The sequence below is a fragment of the Pseudomonas sp. AA-38 genome (genome assembly GCF_029457475.1).
Taxonomy (GTDB): Bacteria; Pseudomonadota; Gammaproteobacteria; order Pseudomonadales; family Pseudomonadaceae; genus Aquipseudomonas.
In genome coordinates, this window is the sequence record NZ_CP120359.1 from 4,193,378 (window position 1) to 4,206,938 (window position 13,561).

Here is a 13,561-nt window from a genome sequence, read left to right on the forward strand (position 1 = left end):
GGCGGGCCGTACGGGGCAGGCTTTTGCCTGGCCGGTTCCCTTGGTTCCCGGTTTGCTACCCCCGTGCGGTCCGCCTCCATATTGTGTAGCAACGATTGGTGGCGGCTCCTTAATCGAACCAAGGAGCATAAGGAAAATGCGCTACCCCTTTTTTACCCGAGAGCTCCGCCTTGGGCTGCTATTCTTTCTGTCCACCTCTGATCTGGAGGTGTGCCATGGCTGAGCTCGAATCCTCCGTTGTACCTTTTCCGCTGCAGCGAAGCCCGCTGCATGAATCTGAACGCTCTCCTCTACCCACTGAAGCTGCGGCTGAACTACGCGGCGTAATGCTCGGCAATCTGCTGGATCAACTGGCTGAACCCGACGGTTTGCAACCGGCAGATCTGCGAGTTCGAATTGCAGCTTACTCAGCCCTGGACCTGCTTGATGAGATGGTCGTGCTCTATCGCCGAGCCCTCTCCGAGGTTCGAGGAGGTGCCAGATGAGCAAGGGTGTTATGACATGCCTGCCACCTCAGGATGGCCATCCAGGTGTCGAGATCATCTGGGCTGCCGACTGCAGGGAGGCGTTCAATCAGGGCGTGAAGCTGGCCCAGACCTGGCTCGACAACGCCCGCAGCGGCTGGCTCTGGGCAGTAATGATCGCCGAGCGCGACTTACTGCCATGCGCGATCGAACGAAGGGCCTTCGAAGTGGGCTTCCTCAGCCGTGTCCACCAGCACATATGCTCACTCAGGTGCTGCAGCCAGTCGGCCGCCCCCCTTTCCTTGGAGCTGTAAAGCGGATGTTCGCGAGCCGGCCTACCGGCTCGCGCTAACGGTCACATGTCGTCAATTTTTTGGGCCGCACCCATAACGCAGGCGCCCTAGAACAGGCCGAGAGCGGCCCAGACGGTGTAAAAACGCAGCAAGCGATGGCAATCAGCTGCTGAGTGATTTTTTCAGTGTCCAGGAGGCCCTCGGGGGCTCAATCAGGCGCAGTCGGTGATTCTGGTTGCTATGGCACTTTCGGCTTCGGTGCAACTGCTGGAGGGCGGCAAGAATGGTAAAACAGGCCTCAGGCCTTCATCGTTGCCATCAGGGCACCGCTGCCCAGCACGTTCAACACGCGTTTGAGATTGTAGGCGAGCACATGCAGGCTCATCTCGGTACTCACTCGGTCGAGAGTCTTGGTGAGGAAGCGGGTGGCGCCCATCCAAGACTTCAACGTGCCGAACGGGTGCTCAGGGAGATCTGCTTATCCGGTGTTTCGTTGAGCTGAACCTCGATTTCCTTGAGCTCCTGCATCTTGGTTTTCAAGGTCGCGATCTTTTCGTGGAGGAGTTCGGCTTTGACCTGCGCCACGGCAGGTTCCTGACGATCAGCGGTATCCAGTGCGCTCAGGTAGCGATTGATGCTGGACTCGATCTCCTCCATTCGCCGCTGAAGCTTGGCGCTGGTGAAGTTGCGGTCGCGGTTGTTGACCGCCTTGAACTTGCTGCCATCGATGGCCACAAGTGCTTCAGAGAACAGGCCAAGCTGCTGGCACAGCACCACGAACTGCCGACAGACGCGGCGGATTGCCTTGCCGTTATCTTTGCGGAAGTTAGCGATGGTCTTGAAGTCCGGCATCAAACGCCCGGTCAGCCACATCAACTCAAGGTTGCGCTGAGCCTCACGTTCGAGACGGGGGCTGGACTGGATGCGATTACGATAGCCGTAGATGTAGATCTTCAGGAGGTCAGCAGGATCGTAAGCGGGCCGACCTGTTTCAGCCGGGACGATACCCTCGAAACCCAGCTGGCCAAGGTCGTTCATCGACGAAAACATCGACCACCCGCACCGGGTTGATGTCCGCCACGTAGTCATCCAGGCTCTCGGGAAGTAGCGTGCTTTGGCCTCGACATTCGCCCTGGATGAAACGCTTCATGGAATGCCCCTGCTATGAAACCCGCCGGCAGCATAGCAAGGGCGTGGGCTATGCTCACCCCTCTACTCGCCTCAACCACGGCCAGCGTTCCTGGTAGCTTAGAGCCTTCTGGAGGAATAGGTCTGGCTGGTGGTTTAGGGGATTGATGCGCAGCAGTCCAGCCTCCAGCTTGGCAAGACCATATGAGGCGTGCAACCTGCCCGTCGCAATCTCCATGCCGAGACAGGTCGCCGTGACGAGATATCGGTCGACGCCATCGGTCACTGACTGAAGCTGAGGATAGCTCCGTCCGAACTTCTGCTGATACCAGAGGTGAACCCGAGCCTGGTTGCGTACTTCGATATTCGCATTCAGGTCACCACATGCTTGTTGCACCTGATCGATAACCCGATCTTCCGCTTCCCAAGACAAGTCTTGATCGAAGTAAATGACGTCGTAATCTTTCACTCCTCAGCCTGCTGGACGCCCGACGCGCTGATTCCACACCGCCTGGAAAAGGCAACCCGCGGTCAACATGCACTCCGGAATATCCAGCTCGGTCAGGCGCCGGGCCAGCTCCAGGCTGATCGGGTTGCTCATTGCCATTTCCAATACGCGTTCACTCGTCAATGCAGTCATCTATCCATCCTCGGAACGTTCAGATATCCACTAATACTCTGCAGCAAGCATTTCCCTGGTTTGCCTGCTACACAGATCCACCCTCCAGGTAGGACTTCAGTTTAGCGCTCATGTGTTTGTAGTCGGACACGTTACCCACCTATGAAGCCCGCCGGCAGCATAGCAAAGTCGCTGGACACGTTTTTACACAGCCTGGGCCAAAAACAGTCATCGAGAGACTAGGAAAGTCGGCGCGCTTTATCGTATTTGTGCGTTCGATTCAGGCACAATGTAAGCTTCTTTCGACCTGTCGTTTCTAATACCCTGTAGCTACTTAATATCTCTTCGACACACCCCAAAAACTAGGGAAATATCAATGTCAATCATTGCCGAATACAAAGCTCTGGAAGCCCAAATCGCCGAGCAGCAAAAGCGCCTCGAAGCCCTGAAAGGCGACGAGAAACTCAAGCGTGAAATCGAGTTTGAAACCAAACTGCGCGCCCTGCTGGCCGACTACAACTACTCCCTGCGCAACGTTATCGCCCTCCTCGATCCGAATGCCGCCAAGACCGCCGCAGCGCCGGTGAAAGGTGCTCGTCGTGAGCGTGTTCTGAAGCGTTACAAGAACCCAAATAACGGTGAAGTTGTAGAAACTAAAGGCGGCAACCACAAGGTACTGAAAGCTTGGAAAGAACAGTATGGCGCCGAGACTGTTGAGAGCTGGCTGCAGTAAGCTTAAAGCTGCACGGTAGGGCCGCGACTGCGGCCCTTGTTGTTTCTGGGTTAGGTAGCAATGGTGTTCATAGATTTGTCCTCTGCCTACGGGAGGGCAAGGATGATTTGGTCTGCCCCGGAACTGGTGGACAGGTAGTTAAGAGCTACTGCTCGCATTTTGCCGCTCAAATTCCATCGGACTGAGATAGCCCAACGTCGAGTGGCGTCGGCGGTGATTGTAAAAAGCGGATGTAGTCGAACAGGTCGGTTTTTGCCTCCTGGTAGCTGGCGTAGCGCGTCAGGTACACCCGCTCGGCCTTCAGCGAACGGAAAAAGCTCCCCATCGCGGCGTTGTCCCAGCAGTTCCCCGGACGTGAATGGCTGGGCCATGATGCGATGGTGCCGAAGCAAGGCCTGGTAGTCGTACGCGCAGTATTGGCTGCCACGATCCGAGTGCAGCAGCACCTCTTCTTTCGGCTGTCGGCGTGCCACGGCCATCTCCAGCGCGGCATGTACCAAGGCCTGCTGCATCCGGTGGTGCATCGCCCAACCGACGACGGCGCGTGAATAGAGATCGAGCACGACGGCCAGATACAGCCAGCCTTGGGGCGTCCGCACGTAGGTCATGTCCGAGACCCAGTGCCGATTGGCGCGATCCGAGGCGAACTGGCGATCCACGTGATTCGGGGCAATCGGCAGAGCATGACGACTGATGGAAACCAGCCGCCAGCGCTTGCGCGAGCGAACGCGCAGACCGGCTTCGCGCATCAGTCGAGCAACCCGGTGTCGACCACACGCATGCCCCATGGCCGCCAACTCGGCCTTGATGCGGCGATGGCCATAGATCCCATTCACCTCATGGTGGATGGTGCGGATCTCCTTGCTCAGACGCCGATTCGCCATCTCTCTAGCCGAAGGTGGCCGCTGCTGCCAGGCATAGAAGCCGCTGCGGGATACACGCAGCAGCCGGCACATCGGCGCTACGGGATAGCGACCGGCCAACGCCTCGATGGCGCGGAACTTCACTTCGTGGGCTTCGAGAAGATGGCGAGCGCCTTTTTAAAACATCGCGCTCCATGGTGACCTGAGCCAGTTGCTGGCGTAGCCGACGCAGCTCCGCACTCTCACCGCGCTGCTTGCCATTGCCCGGAAAGGCATCGTTACCTTGCTGTTCGTACTGGCGCTTCCAGTTGCCCAGCAGGCCTTCAGCGATGCCGAGCGTCTCAGCGACATGACGAAGCGGTGTACCGGCAAGCACCTGATCTACCGCCTCGCGTTTGAAGGATTCGGGAAAACGTCGTCTGGTCTGGGTCATGAACACTCCTTGCGGTGGGCATTATCCACCTTAAGTCAGTGTCCACTCAGCTCGGGACAGACCACCCACTAGACAATGGACAGAGACTAATTACGGCACCAATCAACTGTTAATGACGAAAAATCAAAAACATAAGGATGTAAGGGAATGCTGACATTGCATGCAGCGATAAGAAACAGTTAACAAGACATACAACTGTAAAAATTACACCATGATAGCAACCGGACACTAACCGTTCAGTTAGTTGCTTGCAAGATCTATCTAAGCGAGTCTGATGGTGGCGGCGAAATTCTTCCCGCCCTCACTAAAGTCAATGGAGTATTCGCCATGAACGAGCAAAAACCCGATATGACCAGTGAAGCCGGCTTCAGCTATCCGCCTCTCGTCTGGGCGCCTGAAGTGTGAAAGTACTCGGGGGGGCTCCCCCCCCCCCGGTACCCCAAAAGTCTAATCCGGAGACTGGAGATGAGCAATCTCGGACAACTTCGTTGCCTATTCGATACTGATGACATTGTTGTCGTAGGAGATAATTCAGAGTTCTTACGAGCAGTATCTGAGCGAGGAATAAGCGGCGCAGACATACGCACAATGGAGGCCTTTCCTGATACAGTCGTATCGATCTCTTTCTCCGACGATGCTGCAAGGCGAACATTTGTACTAGCATCGCAAAACCCTAATACAAAAATGATATTCTGTGCGGCTCATGTTTTTGATGACAGCATCGAAAGTGCTATTTACAGCCTCGACCTCATGCGCAAAAGTAATTTCAAAGCAGCTCTTGCCAAGCAGAAGGGTGTAATTTCTTTTCTTGAGACGACTCAGGACATTCAGTTATCCGGTAATGGGGCTGATTGTACAGTCACGCTTGACGGCACGACGAAGCCTTTCGCGCTCAGGAAAGACATTAATAGCCCCTACGTGGCTTCTGTGGCCGAATTTTTCGAAGTGCATTTTGCTCACATCAAGAAAAACGAACCATGCCCCTTCCATATATCAGGCGAACTCCAAATTGCAGGTGCACTTTCAGTTCTTCGCCCAACAGGAAAAGACCCCTACCAAGGCTCAAGAGACGATGTGAGCAATTTTTTAAAGGAAATCGCTGCTGCGAAGACAGTCAACTTGGTTGCAGATAACAATGAGATCGTCTCCTTTAAAATTGAAAATCGGGAGTGCGTGGATTTTGTGCGCAAGATCGGCGGGGAGCGAGGCAGCCAATTAACGGAATTTGCGGTAGGTGTAAACCAATCGATTTCTGATGAAATTGACTATAGAGTTAACTCTCAGATCAACGAAGGAATAGAAGGTATTCACGTCGCAATTGGGGATGCGGTAACTGGCTATCATATCGACCTCTTGTGCCCAGGAGTGCAGATAAACAACGCATCTAGATAATCTCTGCGCAGCACTATTCTATATGCCTAGAAAAGCCCGCAAGCATCCCTTTAAGATTTTACTTCTGCTTCTCTCTGAATTGGCTCGATCACCAAAACTATTGGTGATCGCAGCCTCAATCGTGCTTCTAGAAAAGTCTGCCAACATTTTCATAGCTGTGAGCCTGAAAGAGATTATCGATGCGCTCAACTCTCACCCAGCAGATTTCAAATTAGTCATTCTCCTGATAGGAATCTATGGAGCTCTCCGCGCCTCCGCACCGATATTCGCTGAGATTCGTGACTTATTATTTACAAAAACCAGTGAAAATATTGCACGAGACACCAGCAAAAAGGTTTTCCGTTACATCCTTGGGTTAGGCGAGGAATTTCACTCCACACGCTCACCAGGAGCAATTGCCAGAGATATCGATAGAGGCGCCAATGGCGTTAGCTTTGCCCTTCGATACCTTATATTTAGTGGAATACCGACACTACTAGAAATTGCTCTCATTCTTTTAGTGACAGCCACACTTTTATCTCCCATATACTCAATCATTGCGATGACCGGGGTCTGCATCTACTTTTCAATCTCATATAAAGGAAACGAATGGCGCTCAAAATATATCAAAAACGTAAACAAGCACAATTCAAAAGCAGGGGCAAATATTACGGAGAGCATACTAAACCATCGAACTATAAGCCTTTTCAACCTAGTTTCTTGGGCCATTAATAGGGTCGATGCGACGTTAGAAGAATGGGTAGAAGCACGAGTAAACGATCGTCGCAGCCTAGCAATAGTAACCTCGCTACAGGCAATTATTATTGCCATAACGATTACCACGCTTTTAGCGCTTGGAGCACATGATGTAAATCAAGAAACCATGTCAACTGGTGAACTTATAATGCTGACGGTATTCACCGCACAATTATTTGCCCCACTAAATCTACTTGGTTTTGTTTACAAAGAAATGAGACAATCTTTGGCCGACATTGACCAAATGCACAGTTATTTCGAAGAAATACAGCAAGTAGAAAATAAAAAAGAAGCAATTAAGCCTGATTTTCCATTCAACCGCATACAATTTTTGAATGTGAATTTTCAATACACAAAAGATAAAGTCTTGCTAAAAAACCTGACCATGTCCATCTCAGCAGGTCAACACATCGCAATAGTCGGCCCGAGCGGAAGTGGAAAGTCTACCGTTGCAAAATTGCTTGTAAGAGCGCACGATCCTACGGACGGAGTCATTCAGCTTAATAGACAGAATATACGAGACCTGGACATTATCGCCCTCAGAAACGGCATCGGTATTGTAACTCAGGATATATCTCTATTTAACATGTCTCTCTCGGATAATATAGCGCTGGGATTACCTGGGGCTTCAAGGGAGCAAATTGCTGAAGCTATCAAGCAAGCAGGCCTTAAAGATTTAGTATCCTCGCTTCCCCTGGGGATAGACACACCAATCGGCGAGCAGGGCTGCTTACTATCAGGTGGCGAACGCCAACGAGTTGGTCTTGCACGGGCTTTGATTAAAAAACCATGGCTATTAATCTTGGATGAAGCAACCGCTTCATTGGACAATGTCAGCGAGGCGGAGGTCCTTCGCTCTCTAAATGAGAATCTCAGCGAAGTTACCACCAGAGTGACAATTGCACACCGCCTATCAACTATCGTTGATGCAGATATCATTTATGTCATGGAGAAAGGCTGTATCGTTGAGTGCGGAAAGCATAACAAGCTATTAGCACTTAAAGGCCTTTATCATTCGCTATGGTTTAGCCAACTAAAGCCTAAAAAACTTTCACCTCAAAGCCCGACCTCAACCGACCCGCAAGTTTAAGCACCTGTACTTATAGAAACAAGGTGCAAGCGAACATCCCCAAACTCAGAAAAACCAACTTTTTCATAAACACCTCTTCCAGCCAGCGTCGAACTCAGAACAATAGGGCTAGCCCCCCTGAAAAGAACATCACTACAAAGACTCCGAACACAGTTCAATGCAATCCCCTGCCCTCGGTAAAGCGGACTTGTTCCTATCCAGTCTAGCGTAATAGCAGAACCTGTTTTGATGGCAATCCCTGCACCGACAGGAGTGTTGTCTTTATAGATAAGCCTACCAGCCACTAGTGAACTCATAACGCGTGACCGCTCCTTGAACAAGGCATCGAGATATTCCGGTTTATATTCGAACGCCGAAGCGCAAACAGCTAAGAACTCATCAAAATTAGAGAGAGTCAGTTGTTCCCCCTGTTGAGTAAGCGATGATGGGTTCTGCAAAAGCTGCATTCGCTCTGATCTGCCTAGTTGCTTAGCGCCGGCGCGGCCTAATAAGTAGCGCAGATCATCATCTTGTCCGTCTGCAGTGACTACTACGAACTGACGCTTGTGCCTTGAGGCGAACCAACGTTTCGCATCCGTGAAAAACTGATTGGCTCTCAGATGTGGATCCGTCCGCATCCCGAATGCAAATAACGGATGAAAATGGTGCACGTCATTTGAAAATAATAACACTGAGTCCGTTTCACAAGTCTCGCCAGTAACCTGCCAATTGGCATATAACCGAAACAAAATGGCCAGAGTCGACCTCAGAGAGGTGCTCTGGCCCGACCGATTGGTTACAGTTCTAGCGAAGCTCAAGGCCTGACGCCGAAAGCGCAGCAACGATAGAGTTAACCAAAATATCAACGCTATCATCACGCATAGATCTGTCTTGTCGCCTGAAGACCAAGCGCAAGCCAAGACTAATCTTGCCAGATTCTATTTGCTCACCTTCATACCGATCAAATAGCAAGATCTGATCTAGGTCTTCTCCAGAAGCATCGCGAACAAGGCGCTCAACCTCCGCAAACGGCACATTCGCTGGAGTTATTATAGCTAGGTCTCTTTCAATGGCTGGCTGGCGGCTAAACTCCCGATACAGAGACTGCTGCTTGGGTAGTGGCAAACGAAGCTCAGCGATATAAAGAGGGCCTGTCTTATACTGCCCTTCGATTTTAGGATGCAAACGTCCAATGCAGCCAATGCAATTACCTCCCCATCGAATCTCACCAGAAACGCCAGGGTGAAGCACAGGAATAGCGTTCACTGAGGCCACCACCTCGGCTCTCACCCCTTGGAGCGTAGCGAGAGTTTCTATAACTCCTTTTAAAATAGAAAAATCGGCTTGATGATACCCTCCCCAAGTTGAACCGAGCCAGCCCCCTCTAATGAGCAAGGCGAGGCGCTCCTCCTCTTTATCACCAACAAAAACATTTCCAACTTCGAATATCGCCAGGCTAGATTCAGCCTTATTCCGCTTCGCCACCTCAATCAATCCCGGCAACAAAGTCGTTCGCAACGAAGTACGGGTATTTAGAGCACTCTCGAGCGTTACATACGGCCCTTGCTCACCCATTTGGTCTAAAGTATCGGGAGCAATAAAGACATAGTTTATAACTTCTTGGAACCCTAAAACAGCGAGCGCGCGCTTTAAGCCTTCGTGCAACAAATCATTCTGAACCGGCACATAATCTACAGAAGCCCGAGTCTCAGGGATATTGTCATACCCAACAAGTCGCAAAACCTCTTCAATAAGATCAGCTTCGATTTCCAAGTCATATCGCCACGAAGGTGGCGTGACGAACCAGGTTTCAGAAGTGGACTCTACATTGCAACCTAGAGCGGTTAATAATCGCGCTTGAGTATTTAGACTTACATCGAAACCAGCAAGGAATTCGACCTGCGAAGGTCGGAACTGAATAGGCTCGCGTAGGAACTCTGCCGTTGATCCGCCTCCCCAAACCTTGATAGGAACATCTCTGCCATTCGATAACAAAGCAACAAGACGGGCCAGCGCTATTTGCTTAATGCTGGGATCGACCCCACGCTCAAAACGATAGCTGGCATCAGTCCCCATCTTGTGTCGTCGCGCAATGCGCCTTATTGTTGATGGGTCAAATGTCGCGACCTCTAAAATAACAGAGGTCGTTTCCACATTAATCTTAGTCTTTTCACCGCCAATAACCCCGGCCAATGAAAGCGGCCGCTCACACATAGAAGTTGATACTACTATGTCATCTGGTGACAGCGTTATTTCATCTCCACCAAGCACTACCAACCGTTCACCGCTGGTAGCGTTGCGAATTGTCAAAGCAGAGACGCCAGACGCATCATAGCAGTGAGAAGGCTGCCCTAGTTCTAACATAACTAGATTCGAGGCATCGACAACATTATTTATGGGCGTGAACCCACAAAGCATCAGCCTTCTCTGCATCGAGAGTTTTGATGGTCCGACCACAATCTTCGGTACCGTCGCTGCGATGCAGCCAGAGCAATGGGAAGTATGTATCGGAACTAGCGACAGTAGTTCTGGAAGCTTGGCGTTGCCCGCCTTGTAATTCTCTAGACACTGCTGGAAAGACGCCTCACTGCCTAGCTTCGCCGATAAGTCTCTAGCGACACCCAAGACACACAGCGCGTCAGCACGATTAGGGGTCAGTTCCAGTTCTATTAGGTAGTCATCAACCCATATTTCTTTTAACGACGATCCAATCGATACATCTACACCTATCCGGATTAATTCATCTGGCAAGTTACTCCAAAGGTCTGAAAACTTACAGATTCTTCTTTGTCGACCGGCCTCTCCAAACCTCGAAAAATCATAGGCCAACCTATCTCCAACATTAAAAAACCCCTGCTCGGTAACGATGAACGGCGGTACGGAACCATCGCTTATAGTAAGATGAACTGTATCTGCTCTTTGAGTATCGACATCCGTCTCAACCACCTCGACGCAGCGCACAGTGACAGCACAGCCTGGTACTTTCTCGACGCGTTCAACCGAAAGCCCAATACTGGTTAGTATCTCACTTAGCGCGTCGATCTCTGGCAGTTCAGTTAACCAGTCCGACAGCCACGAATATAGTATTTTCATACGACGCCCCCTGTAAACTGACGAAGGAAACGCATATCGTTGTGATGAAAATAACGTATGTCCGGTATACCGTGAGTTATGATCGCCAAACGCTCTACACCAAACCCAAAAGCGAATCCGGTGACATCTGTGTACCCAACAGACCGCAGTACGTTAGGATGCACCATCCCGCAACCGCCGAGTTCAAGCCATTCACTCTGACCTGTGCGTGGATTTTCCCACCAGATGGCAAATTCAGCGCCCGGCTCAACGAAAGGAAAATATGACGGCTGCAAGCGTGTCTTTATTCCATCACCGAATAGCTCCTTGGCCATGGATGCGATCGCACCGCGCATATCACCCATCGTAATCCGCTGATCTACAACCAAAGCCTCCAACTGATGGAACTGGGCCTCATGTGTGATATCCGTTGCCTCATTCCGAAATACTTTGCCTGGAGCGACAACTTTAAATGGCGGACGATGAGAAAGCATGTAGCGTACCTGCATTGGACTAGTATGAGTCCGCAATAGCCGGCCATCCGTCGTCCAAAAGGTATCTTGTGCATCCCTCGCTGGGTGATCAGGAGGAAAGTTCAGCGAAGTAAAATTTAACTCATCGGTTTCAAGTTCCGGCCCTGTCACAAGCTCATAGCCTTGACCTTTAAATATTTCAACAAGCCTGCTTATAGTCTGCGTAAGTATATGAAGTCCACCTGTCCCAGCCCGCGTACCGGGAAGTGTTACATCAATGCGGTCGACCTCTAGAACCTTTGCTAACGCGACAGATGCAAGTTGCTCTTGTCGGAGCTTAATTTTCTCTTCAATATTTTTTTTGTCGCGATTCAGCTCAAGCCCTTTAGCTTTTCGCTCGTCGACAGGCAGACTTCCCAGCTTAGCAAGCTCGCTACGCAGAAAACCATTTTTCCCCAAGAGCTCAACCTTAATCCCCTGAAGCTCTTCTTCATTCTTCGCCGAAGCAATTCTATTAATGATATCTGGTCTCATAAAGACTATTCCACTTACTTTTTGAAAGTTAACACCCCAAAACAAAGCCCCAACCAAGCGCAATCCTGCCTAGCTGGGGCTTAGTAAATCGAAACATAGTCTTTATGTGATTAAGCATCGAGACACCTAAAGCTTTGCCCCCGATGCTAGCACAGTCAATCGGCGCAAGCAAAATACTCATAACCAGCCCATTTGTATCGCATGACTAATTGCTTGCGCTCTAGTCGTTATATTTAACTTACGATAAACGTTACTTAGATGAAATTTTATAGTGGCTTCCGATATATTCAATACAGCACCAGCCTCCCAAGATGTTTTCCCTGCAGCAACCCAGCGAAGCACCTCCACCTCACGCAGTGATAACGGACAATCTTCCGCTGGCTCATCAAATATCTCTCCAGCAGCAACCTGTAAAGCCGGAACGATATTTTCTAGAACAAATTGACTCAACTGCGTTTCTTTACCATCATCCTTAATAGCCATCGAACAGATAGATGATCTCTCATCCTCTTCTCCAGAGCGCGCCGCGCTACATACAAGCCCACTTGTTAACCCATAATCTTGAGCTGCCTCAAGAAAAATTTTCTGCTCCATTGGTATTTCGCCAGTTTGTCCAGGCCAGGAGTGTAATCCGTAGCGACTTTGCGCCTTGCTAATTACTGGATCAACCTGATGAAAACCATGACCAAAGTATTCCTTAACCCAATCCTCACTATAAGAGCAATTCACAAATCTCTTTAACTCGCTATTCGACGAACCGACTTCACAATAAACTATTCCTGTGCAATCCGTAATTTCCATCGTCCAACTTAAAGCTTTTTCAATCGATTCTACACCCCTGTACAAAATGCAATCATTGATCACTTCAATGAGTTGTCTGTAATACAGATCCGGGATGCGGATCATGCCATATCCTTTGAGCATGAGGACCTCACTCTACTATTTTTAGCTTTACGCCTAACCGTTAACAAATTACAAGCAGAAGCTCAACTAGCCGACCGGATAGGTGATATTTTCAATTTATGCAGATGACCCTAAGGCTTCCTCCTGGAACCTAAAGGGTCACTCATGTCCATTAAGTGTAGTCGTTCGCTAAATAGCTCGTTCCACTTCGACGTACAGCATTCTGGTTTCCGTATCACCTGCAGACCATCGCCCGCACTACTGCGTTCAGCCTTCCAGCTACGAGCCAAGGTTTTCTGCCGCGAACTGGGATGGGTCGGCACTCCTGAATCTCAGATAGAGATGGATGTCTTCGACGATGGCGTTGTGCATCTCTGCGTGGAGAAAGAATCGCATGCGGTTGCATATCTTCGTATCCACCCTTGGTGGTCGAAGTGGATGCTCCGTACCGTTTTTTCAGATGCGCTTCCCCCAGATTATGAGGGTAAAGGCCGATCTTCATGCGAGGTATCGCGCCTAGCGGTAGATCCTGCTTTCAGATCCCCTTGCCACAACGACGGCGCTAGCCCAACAGGATTGCTCTATAGCTACCTGAATGCCTTCTGCATGATCAATCACTACTCGACAGTTGAAATGATTGTCAGTCACACAATCCTAAAGAGCTTGCGGAGATCTGGTTTACCCTGCAAAGCAAACACCTTTGAAATTAAATCCAATCATTCAGACGTACCAATATACGCATATTTAGATTGGCACGACCTTTTAAAAGAAAACAGCGCTTCATCGTCGAAACTGGCAGCCACATGCTCTGAAGCTCTAAAAAAAGTAACAGAAGGATCTGATCAAAACG

General features: G+C 50.2%; 11 protein-coding genes and 2 pseudogenes. 5 read left to right on the forward strand and 8 right to left on the reverse strand.

Going from position 1 to position 13,561, the window contains the following annotated elements:
- Positions 1-215: 215 nt before the first annotated feature.
- Both PVE35_RS19320 and PVE35_RS19325 read left to right on the forward strand, forming a co-directional pair.
- A complete protein-coding gene (locus PVE35_RS19320; RefSeq protein WP_150606131.1) occupies positions 216-485 on the forward strand; it encodes a hypothetical protein in 270 nt (89 codons plus the stop codon).
- The gene (locus tag PVE35_RS19325; RefSeq protein WP_150606133.1) at positions 482-778 is read left to right on the forward strand and encodes a LasR-specific antiactivator QslA; all 297 of its coding nucleotides are present in this window, start codon (positions 482-484) and stop codon (positions 776-778) included. The genes PVE35_RS19320 and PVE35_RS19325 overlap by 4 nt, the downstream gene beginning before the upstream one ends.
- A 277-nt stretch (positions 779-1,055) precedes the next feature.
- Here the strand turns inward: PVE35_RS19325 and PVE35_RS19330 are convergent.
- Together PVE35_RS19330 and PVE35_RS19335 are read right to left on the reverse strand one after the other, a co-directional pair.
- Positions 1,056-1,907, reverse strand: a pseudogene (locus PVE35_RS19330) (transposase).
- 54 nt (positions 1,908-1,961) lie between these two features.
- Positions 1,962-2,525 (reverse strand): annotated as a pseudogene (locus PVE35_RS19335) (nucleotidyltransferase family protein).
- A gap of 355 nt (positions 2,526-2,880) precedes the next feature.
- Here PVE35_RS19335 and PVE35_RS19340 point away from each other — a divergent pair.
- Positions 2,881-3,237 (forward strand): histone-like nucleoid-structuring protein, MvaT/MvaU family, encoded by a 357-nt coding sequence (locus PVE35_RS19340; RefSeq protein ID WP_150606135.1) that lies wholly within the window; start codon positions 2,881-2,883, stop codon positions 3,235-3,237.
- 86 nt (positions 3,238-3,323) lie between these two features.
- Here PVE35_RS19340 and PVE35_RS19345 read toward each other — a convergent pair whose 3' ends face one another.
- Together PVE35_RS19345 and PVE35_RS19350 are read right to left on the reverse strand one after the other, a co-directional pair.
- Positions 3,324-4,244, reverse strand: coding sequence for an IS3 family transposase (locus PVE35_RS19345; RefSeq protein ID WP_150606137.1), 921 nt, complete (start codon positions 4,242-4,244; stop codon positions 3,324-3,326).
- Entirely contained in the window at positions 4,126-4,533 is a 408-nt protein-coding gene (locus PVE35_RS19350; protein WP_150606139.1) for a transposase, read from the reverse strand. The genes PVE35_RS19345 and PVE35_RS19350 overlap by 119 nt, the downstream gene beginning before the upstream one ends.
- 465 nt (positions 4,534-4,998) lie before the next feature.
- On the opposite strand from PVE35_RS19350, the gene PVE35_RS19355 reads away from it, so the two are divergent.
- Positions 4,999-5,925 (forward strand): hypothetical protein, encoded by a 927-nt coding sequence (locus PVE35_RS19355; protein WP_150606141.1) that lies wholly within the window; start codon positions 4,999-5,001, stop codon positions 5,923-5,925.
- Between the two features lie 22 nt (positions 5,926-5,947).
- Positions 5,948-7,750: an ATP-binding cassette domain-containing protein gene (locus PVE35_RS19360; RefSeq protein WP_150606143.1), complete on the forward strand. Its 1,803-nt coding sequence runs from the start codon at positions 5,948-5,950 to the stop codon at positions 7,748-7,750.
- On the opposite strand, the gene PVE35_RS19365 is transcribed toward PVE35_RS19360, so the two are convergent.
- From PVE35_RS19365 to PVE35_RS19380, 4 genes are all read right to left on the reverse strand, one after another.
- Positions 7,747-8,196 carry a GNAT family N-acetyltransferase gene (locus PVE35_RS19365; RefSeq protein WP_277372714.1) on the reverse strand — a complete coding sequence of 150 codons (450 nt, stop codon included), beginning with the start codon at positions 8,194-8,196 and terminating at the stop codon, positions 7,747-7,749. The genes PVE35_RS19360 and PVE35_RS19365 overlap by 4 nt on opposite strands.
- Positions 8,197-8,533: 337 nt before the next feature.
- Positions 8,534-10,822, reverse strand: a complete 2,289-nt coding sequence (gene pheT / locus PVE35_RS19370) for a phenylalanine--tRNA ligase subunit beta (protein WP_150606147.1) — start codon at positions 10,820-10,822, stop codon at positions 8,534-8,536.
- On the reverse strand, positions 10,819-11,808 hold the full coding sequence (gene pheS / locus PVE35_RS19375; RefSeq protein ID WP_150606149.1) for a phenylalanine--tRNA ligase subunit alpha: 990 nt from the start codon (positions 11,806-11,808) through the stop codon (positions 10,819-10,821). The genes pheT and pheS overlap by 4 nt, the downstream gene beginning before the upstream one ends.
- 177 nt (positions 11,809-11,985) lie before the next feature.
- Positions 11,986-12,714: a LuxR family transcriptional regulator gene (locus PVE35_RS19380; protein WP_167519184.1), complete on the reverse strand. Its 729-nt coding sequence runs from the start codon at positions 12,712-12,714 to the stop codon at positions 11,986-11,988.
- Positions 12,715-13,561: the final 847 nt, after the last annotated feature.

What these genes read in the sequence shown, in the direction of transcription:
- PVE35_RS19320 (WP_150606131.1), top strand. Translation starts at nt 216, where the DNA reads ATGGCTGAGCTCGAATCCTCCGTTGTACCTTTTCCGCTGCAGCGAAGC.
- PVE35_RS19325 (WP_150606133.1), top strand. Translation starts at nt 482, where the DNA reads ATGAGCAAGGGTGTTATGACATGCCTGCCACCTCAGGATGGCCATCCA.
- PVE35_RS19340 (WP_150606135.1), top strand. Translation starts at nt 2,881, where the DNA reads ATGTCAATCATTGCCGAATACAAAGCTCTGGAAGCCCAAATCGCCGAG.
- PVE35_RS19350 (WP_150606139.1), bottom strand. Translation starts at nt 4,533, where the DNA reads ATGACCCAGACCAGACGACGTTTTCCCGAATCCTTCAAACGCGAGGCG.
- PVE35_RS19355 (WP_150606141.1), top strand. Translation starts at nt 4,999, where the DNA reads ATGAGCAATCTCGGACAACTTCGTTGCCTATTCGATACTGATGACATT.
- PVE35_RS19360 (WP_150606143.1), top strand. Translation starts at nt 5,948, where the DNA reads ATGCCTAGAAAAGCCCGCAAGCATCCCTTTAAGATTTTACTTCTGCTT.
- PVE35_RS19365 (WP_277372714.1), bottom strand. Translation starts at nt 8,196, where the DNA reads ATGCAGCTTTTGCAGAACCCATCATCGCTTACTCAACAGGGGGAACAA.
- pheT (WP_150606147.1), bottom strand. Translation starts at nt 10,822, where the DNA reads ATGAAAATACTATATTCGTGGCTGTCGGACTGGTTAACTGAACTGCCA.
- pheS (WP_150606149.1), bottom strand. Translation starts at nt 11,808, where the DNA reads ATGAGACCAGATATCATTAATAGAATTGCTTCGGCGAAGAATGAAGAA.
- PVE35_RS19380 (WP_167519184.1), bottom strand. Translation starts at nt 12,714, where the DNA reads ATGATCCGCATCCCGGATCTGTATTACAGACAACTCATTGAAGTGATC.